We start from the raw sequence: 15,459 nt of genomic DNA, 5'->3' as shown, positions 1-15,459 counted from the left end.
CAAACTGGACTGAAGTCCAGCTCTACAATATGATATCGAACCTATGGTTCTTAAAGTTCCAAGGGAATGAGCTATTTTGTAGAGCTGGACTTCAGTCCAGTTTGATGATGAATTGGCATATTTCAATTGCATTATATCGATTTATACGGCTAAGTATAATTTGCGGCAAAAAAATCACCTAAATGTATAACGTAATCCAAAAAATCCGCGAATAGTTTGGTTTTGACCATAAACATACGTTGTATCAAAAGTTAATCCGTACGGATTATCTGGTGTAACCAAAACTTTTCCTGCTGAATCATACTGTACATTTTTATCAAAAGGATCATTTGTTCTTGAAATCAAAAACGGATTATTTTGTTTTGGAGTAAAGTTCAGCAAATTTTTGATTCCGCCGTAAAGTTCAAAATTTTTCCAGCCTGTATATGTAAACTGAATATTCTGAATACTATGCCATGGTGAATTTGGATTTCTTGGATCGTATTCGTTCAGTAAAGGCAATTTCATCGGACTGTAAACATTTCCAGTATAATCGAGCAATAAATTCCAAGGTTGTATTTTGTATGAAATACTCCAGGTTGCAGTAAATTTTTCGGTTAAAAAAGGTCTTTCTGAAATTCCGTCCTGAACATTTTTATTGTCCAAAACCGTTGCTCCAAGGATAAATTTTAAACCATTTGTAAAATTGACATCAACATTCGTGCTGATTCCCTGACTGACAGCATAACCGTCAATATTATCATAAATGATTTTATTGGGATCTGTTTCGTAATCTGAAATAATTTTATTGCTGAATCGGGTATAAAAAGCAGTTGTTTCAATTCCTATAAATGTGCCGTTATCCAGGTTTATTTTCTGAATATAATTCAAATTTACATTTACTGACTTTTCCGGTTTTAAATCATTCTGAATCACAACTTCTCTCGAACCCGTAAGTGCGGCGTGGTCTTCGGTAAATAAATTCACCACACGAAATCCGGTTCCGGCATTTAATCGAAAAATTGTGTTTTCATTTGCTTTGAAACGATAGGCAAATCTCGGGGTAAAAATAGAACCATGAATCGAGTTATAATCGTATCGCGCTCCCAGCAAAATCTGACTTTTTGGAGAAAAAGTAATTTCATCCTGAACAAAAATTCCTGGCAGCCAGGTGCTTTCTGCGTCTTTTGTTGCCGGCGTATTATCGTCATAATAGGAATATCGATTCGCAATTCCAGCCAGAAAATCATTACGCCCGATTTTTTTATCCCATGTCAATTGCAGAAAACCAATTTTTTGATTCGCGATATAAGAGGTTGTTCCGTATCGACTATCCTGATAATGAACATTTCCCGAAAAGGAAAGCATTAATTTTTCTTCAAACGGTAATTGATAACTCCCAATTAATTCAGCTCTTTTTGTGTAAATACTTTCGCCGTAAATTTCGTCTCCGCCGCGGTATTTTTTTTCCCATCGAACGTGTCCGCCCCAACGGTCTTCGTACATTCCGCAGGCAGCAATTGTAAAAAGACGATTATCATTTCGCTGAAAGCTCCACTTATTAAAAACCGAAATGCGGTCAGAAAGTGTTACATCTGTAAAATTATCATGGTCTTTGTCAATAATCATATCGTAGTTAAAATAATTAACACCCAAAAGAACCATCGCTTTTTTACCTGCATTAAATTTCATTCCCAAATCAAGATTATTTTCTAAATACGTCGTTGTGAAATAATCTGCAGAAAATACTGGCGCATTTGTTGGGTTTTTAGTGATAATGTTAATTAACCCGCCAACTGCCTCACTTCCATACAAAGACGATGCAGGTCCTTTTACAATCTCTATTCTTTCGACAAGAGAATTTGGAATTCCGGACAAACCATAAACTGTTGAAAGGCTGCTTACAATGGGCATTCCATCAATCAAAACCAGAGTATACGGTCCCTCAAGTCCGTTTATATGAATGTCGCCCGTATTACAAACACCGCAATTAAGCTGAGGCCGGACTCCATTTATATTTTGAAGCGCATCGTAAATACTGGGTGTTGGATTTTTCCTGAAAAAAACGGGTGAATAAACCTCAACGGGAACAGCACTTTCCAAACGCTTTACTGGTTTTAAAGTCCCTGAAACGACAACTTCATTCAGCTGATTTTCATTGTCTTCTAAATCAAAATTAAGAACAAGGTTTTGCCATTTTATAACTGAAAATCTTTGTGTCACAGGTTTGAATCCAGTCGAGGTCACCTGAATTCTTCCATTTTCAATGGAAACATTTTCAAAAGAATAATAACCTAAACTATCTGAAATTGTTTTTTGGTCTGTGCCCAATAATTGCACGTTTGCGGCTTGTAATTTTTGCCCGTTTCCGGAAATGAACCCTGAGATTCTGGCCGATTCCTGAGCAAAAGAAAAGTGTAAATTAAATAATATCAATATCCAAATTGAATTTTTCATTGTTGCAAAATTAAATTTAGACAAATCTAAAAATTAAATTTGACAAATAATTAATTTAATTTTAGAAATTTATAACTCTAGCCGCATCAATATGTTATATTTCTATTTTTGATATAAAAAATTAAATAGCGTCCAGCTTTAGCCTGATGAAAATAGGGATATCGATTGAATTCACATAGAATCTCAGCATCTTAGCAACTTTAAAAAAAATCCTCATCGATAAGTTCCTTATTTATTACAGCTCCCGCAAAAGATCCGGTTGAAACGGCAATTGCTACAGATCGCATTTGTTTCGTACAGTCTCCGCTTGCGTAAACTCCGGTTATATTTGTTTTTTGCATAGCATCTGTTTTTAATAAGCCCTGCTCATTGATCTCACAGCCCAAACCTGCTGGGAGAGAACAATGTTGTTCAAAAGGGACTCTGGCATAAATGGCTTTCACCTCCACTTTTTCCTGATTTTTGAAGATGATGTTTTTGATATATCCATCTGCATGTTCAAAGGAATCGATTTCTTCTTCAAAAATTTGCACATTATGTTTTTCAAGTATTTCTGTTTCCAGTGCAGTCAGGGTTGATTTTCCATTGGTACATAATCTCAAGTCTTTTGTCCAGTTTGAAATCAGTTTTGCAAACTCAAATGCCATTTCTCCATTGGCAATAATGGCTGTTTTTTCATTTTTAACTTCATAACCATGACAGTATGGGCAATGCAAAACTGAAATTCCCCAGCATTCTGCAAAACCTTTTATTTTCGGAAATACATCTTTAACACCGCTGGCAAACAATAGTTTTCTTGCAGTAAAGATTTCACCGGATTCTGTAGAAATTTCAAATCCGGATTCTTTCTTAACAGCTTTTATGGCAAGGCCGTTATAAAAATGAACGGTTTTATAAAGATCAACCTGCAATTTGGCTTTCGCCGAAATAACAGCAGGCTTTTCACCATCCTGTGTAATAAAATTATGAGAATGAGGAGTCTGCCTGTTACAAGGTACACCGCTGTCTATAATCAAAACCTGACGCAGGGCTCGTCCTAAACTCATCGCTGCGGATAATCCGCTGTAGCTTCCGCCAATGATGATTACATCAAAATTATTTTGTTTCATAATTAATAGTTTTAATGATTTTGCTTTCTGTGCAAATAGTAATTAATCAAATGCCCGATAATCATTCCGATTCCACCAAAATAAATCAGATCTAAATGAATCTCCAGAAAAATATCAGTTAAAATACTGATCCAGATTAGACTCATGGAAACAATCAAAATCGACGAAACCAAAAGACTTGATTTTTTCGTAATTTTGAGAATTGCAAATAAGCCTGTCGAAGCAAATAATAAATCGATAAAAGGATTGTGGCTTATGCCTAAAGGAAGAATGGTTAAAAGTGGAAAAATCAAACAATGAACCAGACAAATGGCTGCGCTTGAAATTCCTAAAATATCATAAAAGGATGAGGTAATTCTCTTCATTTGTTATACATTTGTTTAATGCAATTATGTTGCAAATATACACATAAAAATCAATTGCAACATTGTTGCGTTATATTTTTTAATTCAGAATAAAATGAAAACTACACGTAACACTACAGCAAAGACAGCCGTTTTAGAGGTTTTTGAGAAATCGAAAACAGCACTTTCGCATACTGAAATTCAAAAACAATTAAACGATATTTGCGACCGGGTAACCATTTACAGAATTTTAGACCGACTTCTTAATGAAGATATTATTCATAAAATTTCAAATCTGGACGGTACTGTAAAATATGCAAAATGCAATCATTCACATCAACGTGTGCACATTCATAATCATGCTCATTTTAGCTGTGAAAATTGTCACGAAATCACTTGTCTTGAAACTGTAAAACCAAGTTATATTATGCCTCATAATTATAAGATAAACGAGATAAACTTTACTTTATCAGGTTTGTGCCCAAAATGTTTGAATTCTAACATTTAAGTTTTAGACTAGCCTAAAAATATTGTTCAGCGAATGTAATTTTTCTATATATTTGTTAAAACAATACTTTTACAATGACCAAATCTTTAGAAGAAGTAAACCAATCGGTTGCTACAGAGCATAAAAAAACGGGATTCAGGAAAATATTAGCCTTTTTAGGTCCGGCATATTTAGTCAGCGTTGGATATATGGACCCTGGAAACTGGGCGACAGATATTGCCGGCGGAAGCCAATTTGGCTACACTTTAGTCTGGGTTTTATTAATGAGCAACTTAATGGCTTTGCTTTTGCAGAGTTTAAGCGCAAGGCTTGGTATTGTAACGCAGCGGGATCTGGCGCAGGCTTCGAGAGAAACCTATTCGAAATATATCAACTACATTTTATATTTTCTGGCCGAAATTGCCATTGCTGCTTGTGATTTGGCCGAAGTGCTCGGAATGGCAATCGGGATTAACCTGCTTTTTGGAATTCCGCTTTTTGAAGGGGTTCTGATTACCGTTTTAGATACTTTCATTTTATTATTCTTAATCAACAAAGGAATTCGTAAAATGGAAGCTTTTATTATTGCCTTGGTGGCGATTATTGGTTTTTCTTTTATATTCGAAATGATATTTGCAGAACCAGAAGTTTCTAAAATCGTAGCCGGACTTATTCCTTCAATTCCAAACTCAGCTGCTTTATATATTGCAATCGGAATTATTGGCGCAACAGTAATGCCTCACAACCTTTACTTACACTCTTCTTTAGTTCAAACCAGAAAATTCGACAGAAGTCCGGCCGGAATCAAACAGGCTTTAAAATACAATTTTATAGATTCTACAATTGCGCTGAATCTTGCTTTCTTTGTTAATGCTGCTATTTTGATTTTAGCTGCAGCGACTTTTCATAAAAACGGAATGTTTGAAGTGGCCGAAATTCAGGATGCGCATCAATTTCTGGAGCCTTTGCTGGGAACAAAATGGGCGCCAGTACTATTTGCTGTTGCTTTAATCGCTGCCGGACAAAGTTCAACCGTAACGGGAACACTTGCCGGACAAATCGTTATGGAAGGTTATTTACATTTACGCATTCAGCCGTGGGTTCGCAGAATCATAACACGTTTAATTGCTATTGTTCCTGCCTTAATCGTGATTTGGGTTTACGGCGAAGGTATAACGGGAAAACTTCTGATTTTAAGTCAGGTCATTTTGAGCCTTCAATTAGGATTTGCCATTATCCCGCTGATTCACTTTGTGAGCGATAAATCAAAAATGAATGGTTTTCATATCTCCAGAACTACACAGGTTATCTCCTGGATTATTGCTTCTATTATTGTTTCTTTAAATGCCAAATTGGTTTATGATGAAATTACTTCGTGGCTTGAGAGTTCCGGTCATCCCATCATTTTATGGTTTACGGTTGTGCCGCTTGCTTTCGCCTTTGCCGCTTTGCTGCTTTATATTGTATTCAAGCCTTTTATTACAAAAGCCAAATCTAAGATTGTCAATCATTCTCCACATAATTTAAGATTACAATTTTCTCCAAAAGAGCATCAAAGCTTAAAAAACATTGCTATTTCGGTAGATTTTTCCCGTGCAGATGAAACGGCATTAAACAGAGCTTTTGAATTGGGCGGAATCGATACAGAATATACTCTGATTCATATAGTAGAAACTGTGGGCGCTTTAATGTACGGTGTTCATGCCCACGATCATGAAACTACAATTGATGAAAAATTATTATTAGAATATCAGGAAATGCTTTCACAAAAGGGTTTCAGGATTAAAACTGAACTCGGTTTTGGAAAACCAAACAAAGTAATTCCAAAGATTATAAACGAAGGAAATTTTGATATTCTGGTTATGGGAACTCACGGCCATACCGGACTAAAAGATATTCTTTTTGGCACAACAGTAGATAAATTGAGACATAAAATTTCAATACCTTTGCTGATTGTTAAATAAAGGTGCTAATTCGCTAAGGTTCTAAGATTTTTCTTGAATGCTTTAAAAGTAAACTTAGAACCTTAGCATCTCAGAACCTTAGAACCTCAAAAAAATGACTTTCTCAGAAGAAAATTATCTAAAATCAATATATCACTTAACTGCTGCTTTGGAAACTGAAGTGAGTACAAATGCCATTGCAGAAATAATGGAAACCAAAGCCTCCTCAGTAACCGACATGCTTAAAAAGCTGGCAGATAAAGATTTGGTTAATTATAAAAAATATCAGGGTGTTTCGTTAACTGAAAACGGAAAGCTTGCTGCCAAAATGATTGTGAGAAAACATCGTTTATGGGAAGTTTTTCTGGTGGAGAAATTAAATTTCAGCTGGGATGAAGTTCATGATATTGCAGAACAGCTTGAACATATCAAATCTGAGCAATTGATTAATCGTCTGGATGATTTTCTGGGAAATCCAACTGAAGATCCGCACGGCGATCCAATTCCGGATGCTAACGGCCGAATTATTAAAATAGAAAAACAGCTTCTTTCTGAATTATCAGACGGTCAAAGCGGAATTTGCGTTGGTGTAAAAGATACTTCTTCAGAATTCCTTAAATATTTGGACAAACAGGGAATCGCTTTGGGATCTACAATTGAGTTTTTATCTAAAGAATCCTTCGATTTATCGGTAAAAATTAAAGTGGATGAAAGAGAACTTTCTATTTCAAATAAAATTGCTTCTAATTTGTTTGTAAAGCTGCTGTAAATATATCTCGTTTAGAAATCCAGATTTGTAAAACGCATTTCCAGATTGCGCATTAAATTATTAACCCGATCCAGACTAAAAAGATTTACAGCAATTCGTCGTTTCTCATTAGAATCTGTAATGATGTAAAGCATAAAATGGTTGGTTTTATAGCCTTTAATATCATTAAATTTCAATTTCCGGGTACTAAAGATATTTTTTGAAATAATCGCGTCGCTTGTAAATATTACTCTTCTTTTAAAAGTATCGATTAACAGCGCTGCGCAAAAAATGACGACGGTAAGAATAAGCAAAACGATTAAAGCATTCAAATAAATTGATGAACAGCAAAAACTGTACAATTTAAGCACTTTGGAATCTGTTGGTAAAGTAATAAACGGAACTAATAATAAACTTCCGGAGATCAGTATTAATGATATTGAAAAAAAGAAAACAAAAGCTCTTAATCGGTTAGTCACTGTATAAACGTTCATCTGAAATATCTTAAATATAAAAATTTCAGCAAAAATAAGGTGTTTTTCTTACAAAATGATAACGAGTGCCGATTTTAACAATCTAAATAATCTTTTTCTCAATCATCTCCAGCATTACTGGCGAAGCATTTTTAAATGTTGGCGGTTGTTCGATAATACTTCCGGCATTCTTTTTATTTACTTTAAAACTGACATCGTTGTCTGTAGTAAATAATAGTGCCGTCAAAAAAGGTTTTTTAATATAAGATCCCAAAACCAGTAAAGCTTCATCCAAGGTATGAATGCTTTCTATCTCTTCTGTTTTATAACGAGAGGTCAATGAAACTGAAAAGGAATTATCTTCATTTAAAACCAAACGAAAATAGATATTTTTAAGTTCGGTATCGCCCATTGTTTTGGCCAAAGTTAATTTTGCAAAAGTTCCCGCCTGAATACTTTCTTTGACACGCTCACAAAAAAGGGCAAATATTGGTTCGTACATTTTTTTTAAGTTACTAAGATTCTGAGAGACTTAGATTCTAAGTTTGCTCTCTGTATATTATTTCCGTATCACGACAGTAGTCGCGATACGGTTGAGAAGATTATTTTCCTGTAAATTCCGCTTTACGTTTTTCTAAAAATGCTGTGGTTCCTTCTTTAAAATCTTCAGTTCCAAAACATTTTCCGAAAGATTTAATTTCAGTGTCAAATCCGTTTTTCCCGTCTGTAAAGTTTGCGTTGATTGCTTTAATGGCTTTACCAATTGCAAAAGGAGCATTTTTAATGATTTTTTGAGCAATTACATTTGTAAACGACAAAAGTTCTGCCTGTGGTACAACATGGTTTACTAAACCGTATTGCTTTGCTTCTTCTGCAGAAATCATTGCCGCAGTCATGATCATTTCCATCGCACGTCCTTTTCCAACCAATTGAGGTAAACGCTGTGTTCCTCCATAACCCGGAATTAATCCTAAAGTTACTTCCGGAAGTCCCATTTTTGCATTGTCTGAAGCTACTCTAAAATGACACGCCATTGCCAGTTCTAATCCGCCGCCCAGAGCAAATCCGTTAACGGCTGCGATAACCGGTTTTTTGAGATTTTCGATATAATCAAACAGGGATTCCTGTCCTTCAGATGCCAATTGTGCGCCTTCAACAACAGTATAATTTGAAAATTCCGAAATATCGGCTCCGGCTACAAAAGCTTTTTCTCCGCTTCCGGTTAAAACAATAACACGAACCTCATCACTTTTACCTAATAATTTAATTGCATTACTCAAATCGCTGATTGTTGCTTTGTTTAAAGCATTCAGTTTCGTAGGTCTGTTAATTGTTATGGTAGCAACTTTTTCTTCAATAGAAATTAAGATGTTTTCGTAGTTCATGATACTGAATTTAAGAGTTTGTAATAGGTAAGGAAACTCTAAATGTAGTTCCTTTTCCGTATGTTGATTCAAAGGTAATTGTTCCTTTGTAATTTTCTATAATGTTTTTGATAATTCCGAGTCCGAGTCCCATACCGCTGGTTTTGGTAGTAAATTTTGGTTCGAATATCCTTCCGATATCTTGTTTCTGGATTCCGATTCCGTTGTCTTTTACAGCAATTTCAACGTTGTTGTTTCTTCTTTTTACAGTGACAACTATCGATTTTTGAAACTGACTTTCGGGAATAGCCTGCGTTGCGTTTTTAACCAGATTCGTAATAACACGAATTAATTGTGTACGATCCATTTTGGAGATGATTTCGTCTTCATCTTTTTCAAAAACGATATAATCTTCATTAAAAATATCCAGCGCCAGTTCTACAACCTCAACCACATTTAAAGTTTCATTTTGCTGGGCCGGCATTGATGCAAAATTCGAAAATGCCGAAGCTACCGCTGTCATAGTATCAATCTGCTGAATTAAAGTTTCAGAGTAATCGTTCATCTTTTGTTTGACATCGGGATCATTCGGGTCGAATTTTCTCTGAAAACTCTGAACCGTCAAACGCATTGGTGTCAACGGATTTTTAATTTCGTGTGCTACTTGTTTTGCCATTTCGCGCCAGGCCTCTTCACGTTCACTCTGCGCCAGTTTTATTGCACTGGTTTCGAGTTTATCGACCATTCCGTTGTAGGCTTTGATCAGGAAGTTGACTTCTTTGCTATTGGCTTCTAAAACAATTTTCTCATTTTTTTGATCCAGATTGGTTTCTTCCAGTCTGTCAGAAATCGTTTTTAACGATTTTGTGATATAAGTCGAAAGGAAATACGCCAATGCAAAAGCTACAATCAGCATAAAAGAATACACCTGGCTTAAGCGAATCAGGAAAGTATTTAACTCATTATCGTAATAACCGTCATCTTCTAAATAAGGAAGATTTAAAATTCCGAGTGGTTTGAATTTTTCATCTTTTATTAAACTGTATGACGATCTGTTTTTAACTCCGTCGATTGTTTTAATGTCTACAAAACGCTTTTCAATAGAAGAGCGAACTAATTTCAGAATATATTCCGGAATTGGCGGCGCGATTTTATCAACTGCAAATGATTCTTTGGAAGATTTGAGCAGTTTTCCATCAAGACTATAAATGTTGATTTCTATTTTGTGAATCTGTGCCAGTTCGTGGATTTTATCTTTGAAAATCAAATCCAGATTTTGCGTTTTCAGCGGATAAGTAGTTGTAGAAAGCACATAATTAATGTGTTCTTTTACCGCATTTTCTTTTCGTTCAAGTCGCTCCTGATGGTATTCTTTTGCCTCAGTCTTAAACTGAATAATAGAAATAGATGCCAATAAAAAAGATGCCACAACAATCAATACAATCATCGACAGGAAAATCCTGGTACGAAGTGAAAGCATTGACATTTTGAAGTTTAGCATCTGAGTTTTGTTTTTTTGTTGCCACGAATTTCACGAATTTACGCGAATTCTATTAAAAGTTTTGCCACAGATTAAAAGGATTTTAATGATTTTCAAATTATGCTTAAAAAATCATTAAAATCCTTTTAATCTGTGGCTAAAAAAATTAGTGCCAATTCGTGAAATTCGTGGCAAAAACTTTTTATTTTTTTTCGCGGATTCGTTTGTAAAATCGGAATCCCAGCATAATTAAAACCGAGAATAAAATAATTCCGATTACACCAAAAATCCAATTGATGGCGCTTTTTAAAACTACTAAAAATACAACCGCAAATAGAATAATCGTTGCGCCTTCATTCCATAAACGCATGAAGTTGTTGGTATATTTTACTTCATCGTTTTGCAATTGTTTAAAAATCTGATGGCATTTTCCGTGATATAAATATAAAAGGAAAACGAAACATAATTTTACGTGCATCCATGGCATTTGAATCCAAATATGCCCTGCTTCTGTAAAAAACAGCATCCAAAAAGCAAAAATACTCGCCAAAACCGCCGATGGCCACGTAATAATGTACCACAAACGGTAGGCCATAATTTTGTATTGCGCCTGCAGAATTTCTTTTTCCGGCGAAGGTTTTTCACTGGCTTCAATTTGATACACAAACAAACGCACAATGTAAAACAACCCTGCGAACCAAGTGATTACAAAAATCAAATGCAGAGATTTTAGATAATTGTAGTATTCCATTTATTATTTGTTTCAGGTTTTCAAGTTTCAGGTTTTCAAGTTTCAGGTTTCAGGTTTCAGGTTTCAAGTTATGCTCAACTTTGAGAAGAACTTGAAACCTGAAACTTGAAACAAAATATTACTTAGCCCAGTCGTTAATCCAGTTAGAAACCGTTTGACACCATTCGTCGTCATCATTCAAACATGGAATTGCCAAAAACTCTTCTCCTCCTTTTGCTTCAAAATCTTCTTTGGCGCGCATGGCGATTTCTTCCAGCGTTTCCAGACAATCAGATACGAAAGCCGGAGTTACAACCGCCAGTTTTTTGATTCCTTTTGCCGGCATTTTATCAATTTCGATATCGGTATAAGGTTCTAGCCATTTATCTCCTGCTAATCTTGATTGAAAAGTCAGACTGTATTTCTCTGCTGGAATATCTAATAGTTTTATAACCTGTCTTGTGGTTTCATAACATTGGTGACGGTAACAAAAATCGTGCGCCGGAGATGGCGTGTTACAGCAAGAGCCGTCAATTTTACAATGTGATTTGGTTACATCTGTTTTGCGGATATGGCGTTCCGGAATTCCGTGGTACGAAAACAATAAGTGATCATAATCAAATCCAAGTAAATGTTTTTTGATGGAATCAGCCAGGTTTTTGATATAATCCGGTTTGTTGTAAAATGCAGGAACATCGGTAAAAGTCATTTCAGGGAATTTCTTTTTTCTGATTTCCTCGGCTTTAACTAAAATCGTCAAAGTCGAAGCCATTGCATATTGCGGATATAAAGGGAAAAGCAAAACTTCTGTAACCCCTTTATCTTTTAATTCCTGAAGTCCTTTTTCGATAGTCATGCTTCCGTAACGCATTGCAAGTGCAACAGGAACATTAACTAAAGGCTGTACTTTTTTCTGCATTCTTTCAGAAAGCACAACCAATGGCGAACCTTCATCCCACCAGATTTTTGCATACGCATGTGCAGATTCTTCCGGCCTTTTTCTAAGGATAATACCGCGAACTAATAATGCTCTTAATAAATATGGAACGTCAATTACATATTTATCCATTAAAAATTCGTCTAAATATGGTTTTACGTCTTTTGGAGTTGGACTTTCAGGAGAACCTAAGTTTACTAATAATACGCCTTTCATTATGTTTTTTTGCTTTAAGCTTTTTATTTGTTTTTAAATTTTCGGCAAAAGTAAGTTGTGTACTTTATTCGAAATATCATATTTATTACTTTTTATTTATTGTTGAATGTGAAAAATCAATGTATTTAATTTTCGCGCAGATCAGAGATTAAGCAGATTTAAAAATCCGGTTAATTCGTGAAATTAGCGGCAAAAAAACTAAACATTCGCATTAATCGACATTAAGTACTTTTTTGGAGTTGTCCCGAATTTCTTTTTGAATGCCGCAATGAAGTGACTTCCGGTGCTGTAGCCAATTTTCAGTCCAACTTCATTTACATTATAAGAACCGCTGTCCAATAGTTTTCGGGCGAAATCCATTTTATAATCGAACAAGAAACCGTAAACAGTGTCGCCGTAAATTTGTTTGAAACCCATTTTTAGCTTTTTCAGATTCAGGCCAATTTCATCTGCTAATTCCTGCAATCCCGGCGGTTCGGCCATATTGGCAATCACAATTTCTTTCGCTTTTCTGATTTTCAAAACATTATCTTCATCAATCAAAAACGGACATTGTTCTGCGTTTGGATCTTCAGTTCGGTTAAAATACAAACTCAATAATTCGTATCCTTTTCCTTTATAATATAAATTTTTAATGGATGGATGAAGGTTGTAATGAAACAGCTGACTCAGAACAATTGCCATTGACGGACTGATATTTCCTTCGTTATAATATTTCTTGTCCTTATTATCTGCACTTAAAAAAGTGATATAATCAGCTTCGGCAGAAAATAATGCGTGAAATTTTTTGATAGAGACAATTACCGAGATTGCCCAGGAGTTTGGAGCCAATTCTAAATTCAGCGGTAATTCTTTCTGCGGATTATACAAAAGCAGCGATTTTTCTTCTTTCAGTTCTAAAGCGTAATTGCCCTGATTGAACAAAAATTTTGCATTGCCTTTTATCCCGAAGTGAAACTGTATCAGGCCTGTACCTATTTCGTGCTGTGCATAAAATGGTTCGGCACCGTCGTTTTGAAAACGGATCAGCGTAAAGTCGTCTTCAATTTTTATAATTTCCTGAGAACCCATAGCGATATTTTTTTGAAACGAAAATCAAAACAAAGTTGCAATGTTATTTAGAATCACTCTAAACTAATCACTTCAAATGAGTTGATTTTGCTACAAAAGTAGGCTTTTTTACTCAAAAACACCTATTTAGGTTCAAAAAAACATACAGCGACACAAAAAGTACTTTTAGCGTTATTTTTATCAATGCTATAGTAATAATTTTGTTGCACTTTTATGAAAGTGAATTTATGGAAAACAATAACGTACCGAAACATCTTTACTTTTACTCAGTTGGTCTGAGTTATAAAAAAGCCGATGCTGAGGTCAGAGGTCAGTTTAGTTTGGATGCCGTTGCAAAAACGCGTTTACTGGAACAGGCTAAAAATGAAGGAATAGAAAGTTTAATTGTCACTTCTACCTGCAACAGAACCGAAATTTACGGTTTTGCAGAACACCCTTTTCAATTAATAAAACTAATATGTGATAACAGCAACGGTTCTGTTGATGCTTTTCAAAAAGTTGGTTTCGTTTATAAAAATCAGGAAGCTATTAATCATTTATTTCGCGTAGGAACAGGATTGGATAGTCAGATTCTGGGCGATTTTGAAATTATATCTCAAATTAAAACCAGTTTTTCGCACTCAAAATCAATGGGATTGGCCAATGCTTTCATGGAAAGACTGGTTAATGCAGTTATTCAGGCGAGCAAAAGAATTAAAACAGAAACTGAGATTAGTTCTGGTGCGACTTCGGTTTCTTTTGCATCGGTACAATACATTCTTAAAAATGTAGAAGACATCAGCAATAAAAACATTTTACTTTTCGGAACCGGAAAAATCGGAAGAAATACTTGCGAAAATCTGGTAAAGCATACAAAAAACGAACATATTACTTTAATCAACAGAACAAAAGACAAAGCCGAGAAACTGGCCGGAAAACTAAATCTGATTGTTAAAGATTATTCTGAATTACATTTAGAACTTCAAAAAGCGGATGTAGTGGTTGTTGCCACAGGCGCGCAAAATCCAACTGTTGATAAAGCAATTCTGAATCTTAAAAAACCTTTATTGATTCTGGATTTATCAATTCCGAAAAACGTGCATGAAAATGTAGAGGAATTAGAAGGCGTTACTTTGATTCACATGGATTATTTGTCTCAATTGACAGATGAAACTTTAGAAAACAGAAAACTGCATATTCCTGCAGCCGAAGCAATCATTGAAGAAATTAAGGAAGAATTTGTAATCTGGATGAAAGGACGCAAATTTGCTCCAACCATCAATGCTTTAAAAGAAAAACTGAATGCAATAAAGAATTCAGAATTAGATTTTCAAAGCAAAAAAATCAGAGATTTTAATGAAGAACAAGCGGAAATCATCAGCAACAGAATCATTCAGAAAATCACTACTCATTTTGCCAATCATTTAAAAGACGACGATACAATGGTGGACGAAAGCATCGAATGGATCGAAAAAGTCTTTAAAATAAAAGCATCATAGTTTTACCATTAAGATATTAAGAGAATTAAGTCAAGCTTTATCAAGATAATTAAGCTTTGTGAAAAACATTTAACTTAAAAAGTTTTGAATCTTAATTTTACTAAAAATTAAACATAAAACTTAATGAATCTTAATATCTTAATGGTGAAAAAACAATAATTTCTATGACAAAAAAAGAGGTTACACAATTGGCTTATGAAATTACAGGGTATGCAATTAAAGTACATAAAACTTTAGGACCCGGACTTTTAGAAAGAATTTATGAAAAGTGCCTCAAATATGAATTAGAACAAAACGGATATGACGTCAAACAGCAATTATCTGTTAAAATAGAATATTACGATCTGGAATTTGAATCGGATTTAAGAGTCGATTTATTAGTAAACGATTGTGTTGTGGTTGAATTAAAAGCGATAGAAAATCTTTTACCAATTCACGAAGCTCAATTATTAACGTATATGAAATTATTACAAAGACCTCAGGGTTTATTAATTAATTTCAACACAACAAACATAACAAAATCAATGAAATCGCTTGTAAATGATTACTTTGCAAGATTAATTGATTAAAAATAAAAAAATTAACCATTAAGAGATTAAGAAAATTAAGTCATACTTTGTCAAGAAAATTAAGCGTACAACGC

The 15,459-nt window shown here is 34.7% G+C and carries 15 protein-coding genes; 5 read left to right on the top strand and 10 right to left on the bottom strand.

The features are described from left to right. Nucleotides 1-174: 174 nt before the first annotated feature. The 3 genes from ASE21_RS07405 to ASE21_RS07395 form a co-directional block, all read right to left on the bottom strand. Nucleotides 175-2,436: a TonB-dependent receptor domain-containing protein gene (locus tag ASE21_RS07405; RefSeq protein WP_057121964.1), complete on the bottom strand. Its 2,262-nt coding sequence runs from the start codon at nucleotides 2,434-2,436 to the stop codon at nucleotides 175-177. 200 nt (nucleotides 2,437-2,636) lie between these two features. After that, complete coding sequence (locus ASE21_RS07400) at nucleotides 2,637-3,545, bottom strand: NAD(P)/FAD-dependent oxidoreductase (RefSeq protein WP_057121963.1); 909 nt, start codon at nucleotides 3,543-3,545, stop codon at nucleotides 2,637-2,639. An 11-nt stretch (nucleotides 3,546-3,556) separates the two neighbouring features. Continuing rightward, complete coding sequence (locus ASE21_RS07395) at nucleotides 3,557-3,910, bottom strand: MerC domain-containing protein (RefSeq protein WP_057121962.1); 354 nt, start codon at nucleotides 3,908-3,910, stop codon at nucleotides 3,557-3,559. 94 nt (nucleotides 3,911-4,004) lie between these two features. Here ASE21_RS07395 and ASE21_RS07390 point away from each other — a divergent pair, with 94 nt between their 5' ends. The 3 genes from ASE21_RS07390 (at nucleotide 4,005) to ASE21_RS07380 (ending at nucleotide 7,088) form a co-directional block, all read left to right on the top strand. After that, nucleotides 4,005-4,397, top strand: a complete 393-nt coding sequence (locus tag ASE21_RS07390; protein ID WP_057121961.1) for a Fur family transcriptional regulator — start codon at nucleotides 4,005-4,007, stop codon at nucleotides 4,395-4,397. Between the two features lie 74 nt (nucleotides 4,398-4,471). Continuing rightward, complete coding sequence (locus ASE21_RS07385; protein WP_057121960.1) at nucleotides 4,472-6,340, top strand: Nramp family divalent metal transporter; 1,869 nt, start codon at nucleotides 4,472-4,474, stop codon at nucleotides 6,338-6,340. A gap of 94 nt (nucleotides 6,341-6,434) precedes the next feature. Beyond that, nucleotides 6,435-7,088, top strand: coding sequence for a metal-dependent transcriptional regulator (locus ASE21_RS07380; RefSeq protein WP_057121959.1), 654 nt, complete (start codon nucleotides 6,435-6,437; stop codon nucleotides 7,086-7,088). An 11-nt stretch (nucleotides 7,089-7,099) separates the two neighbouring features. On the opposite strand, the gene ASE21_RS07375 is transcribed toward ASE21_RS07380, so the two are convergent. The 7 genes from ASE21_RS07375 to ASE21_RS07345 form a co-directional block, all read right to left on the bottom strand. Beyond that, on the bottom strand, nucleotides 7,100-7,561 hold the full coding sequence (locus tag ASE21_RS07375; protein WP_057121958.1) for a hypothetical protein: 462 nt from the start codon (nucleotides 7,559-7,561) through the stop codon (nucleotides 7,100-7,102). A gap of 82 nt (nucleotides 7,562-7,643) precedes the next feature. Beyond that, the gene (locus ASE21_RS07370) at nucleotides 7,644-8,042 is read right to left on the bottom strand and encodes a hypothetical protein (RefSeq protein ID WP_057121957.1); all 399 of its coding nucleotides are present in this window, start codon (nucleotides 8,040-8,042) and stop codon (nucleotides 7,644-7,646) included. Between the two features lie 100 nt (nucleotides 8,043-8,142). Beyond that, nucleotides 8,143-8,925, bottom strand: coding sequence for an enoyl-CoA hydratase/isomerase family protein (locus ASE21_RS07365; RefSeq protein ID WP_057121956.1), 783 nt, complete (start codon nucleotides 8,923-8,925; stop codon nucleotides 8,143-8,145). Nucleotides 8,926-8,935: 10 nt separating this feature from the next. Further along, nucleotides 8,936-10,351, bottom strand: a complete 1,416-nt coding sequence (locus tag ASE21_RS07360) for an ATP-binding protein (protein ID WP_057121955.1) — start codon at nucleotides 10,349-10,351, stop codon at nucleotides 8,936-8,938. A 235-nt stretch (nucleotides 10,352-10,586) separates the two neighbouring features. Continuing rightward, entirely contained in the window at nucleotides 10,587-11,135 is a 549-nt protein-coding gene (locus ASE21_RS07355; protein WP_057121954.1) for a CopD family protein, read from the bottom strand. A 118-nt stretch (nucleotides 11,136-11,253) separates the two neighbouring features. Continuing rightward, on the bottom strand, nucleotides 11,254-12,267 hold the full coding sequence (gene hemH, locus ASE21_RS07350; RefSeq protein WP_057121953.1) for a ferrochelatase: 1,014 nt from the start codon (nucleotides 12,265-12,267) through the stop codon (nucleotides 11,254-11,256). A 198-nt stretch (nucleotides 12,268-12,465) separates the two neighbouring features. Continuing rightward, complete coding sequence (locus ASE21_RS07345) at nucleotides 12,466-13,338, bottom strand: AraC family transcriptional regulator (RefSeq protein WP_057121952.1); 873 nt, start codon at nucleotides 13,336-13,338, stop codon at nucleotides 12,466-12,468. A 227-nt stretch (nucleotides 13,339-13,565) separates the two neighbouring features. Here ASE21_RS07345 and hemA point away from each other — a divergent pair, with 227 nt between their 5' ends. Together hemA and ASE21_RS07335 are read left to right on the top strand one after the other, a co-directional pair. After that, nucleotides 13,566-14,816, top strand: coding sequence for a glutamyl-tRNA reductase (gene hemA, locus ASE21_RS07340; protein WP_057121951.1), 1,251 nt, complete (start codon nucleotides 13,566-13,568; stop codon nucleotides 14,814-14,816). A 164-nt stretch (nucleotides 14,817-14,980) separates the two neighbouring features. Then, nucleotides 14,981-15,385, top strand: coding sequence for a GxxExxY protein (locus ASE21_RS07335; RefSeq protein WP_057121950.1), 405 nt, complete (start codon nucleotides 14,981-14,983; stop codon nucleotides 15,383-15,385). The last annotated feature ends 74 nt before the right edge of the window (nucleotides 15,386-15,459 follow it).

The sequence above is a fragment of the Flavobacterium sp. Root901 genome (assembly GCF_001429765.1).
Lineage (GTDB): Bacteria > Bacteroidota > Bacteroidia > Flavobacteriales > Flavobacteriaceae > Flavobacterium.
Note: the sequence above shows the minus strand (reverse complement) of the source record. Positions and strands in the feature narration are given on the sequence as shown.

Coding starts and splice junctions, on each gene's coding strand:
- ASE21_RS07390 (WP_057121961.1), top strand. CDS start 4,005: ATGAAAACTACACGTAACACTACAGCAAAGACAGCCGTTTTAGAGGTT.
- ASE21_RS07385 (WP_057121960.1), top strand. CDS start 4,472: ATGACCAAATCTTTAGAAGAAGTAAACCAATCGGTTGCTACAGAGCAT.
- ASE21_RS07405 (WP_057121964.1), bottom strand. CDS start 2,436: ATGAAAAATTCAATTTGGATATTGATATTATTTAATTTACACTTTTCT.
- ASE21_RS07355 (WP_057121954.1), bottom strand. CDS start 11,135: ATGGAATACTACAATTATCTAAAATCTCTGCATTTGATTTTTGTAATC.
- hemH (WP_057121953.1), bottom strand. CDS start 12,267: ATGAAAGGCGTATTATTAGTAAACTTAGGTTCTCCTGAAAGTCCAACT.
- ASE21_RS07335 (WP_057121950.1), top strand. CDS start 14,981: ATGACAAAAAAAGAGGTTACACAATTGGCTTATGAAATTACAGGGTAT.
- ASE21_RS07375 (WP_057121958.1), bottom strand. CDS start 7,561: ATGAACGTTTATACAGTGACTAACCGATTAAGAGCTTTTGTTTTCTTT.
- ASE21_RS07360 (WP_057121955.1), bottom strand. CDS start 10,351: ATGATTGTATTGATTGTTGTGGCATCTTTTTTATTGGCATCTATTTCT.
- ASE21_RS07400 (WP_057121963.1), bottom strand. CDS start 3,545: ATGAAACAAAATAATTTTGATGTAATCATCATTGGCGGAAGCTACAGC.
- ASE21_RS07380 (WP_057121959.1), top strand. CDS start 6,435: ATGACTTTCTCAGAAGAAAATTATCTAAAATCAATATATCACTTAACT.
- ASE21_RS07345 (WP_057121952.1), bottom strand. CDS start 13,338: ATGGGTTCTCAGGAAATTATAAAAATTGAAGACGACTTTACGCTGATC.
- hemA (WP_057121951.1), top strand. CDS start 13,566: ATGGAAAACAATAACGTACCGAAACATCTTTACTTTTACTCAGTTGGT.
- ASE21_RS07365 (WP_057121956.1), bottom strand. CDS start 8,925: ATGAACTACGAAAACATCTTAATTTCTATTGAAGAAAAAGTTGCTACC.
- ASE21_RS07370 (WP_057121957.1), bottom strand. CDS start 8,042: ATGTACGAACCAATATTTGCCCTTTTTTGTGAGCGTGTCAAAGAAAGT.
- ASE21_RS07395 (WP_057121962.1), bottom strand. CDS start 3,910: ATGAAGAGAATTACCTCATCCTTTTATGATATTTTAGGAATTTCAAGC.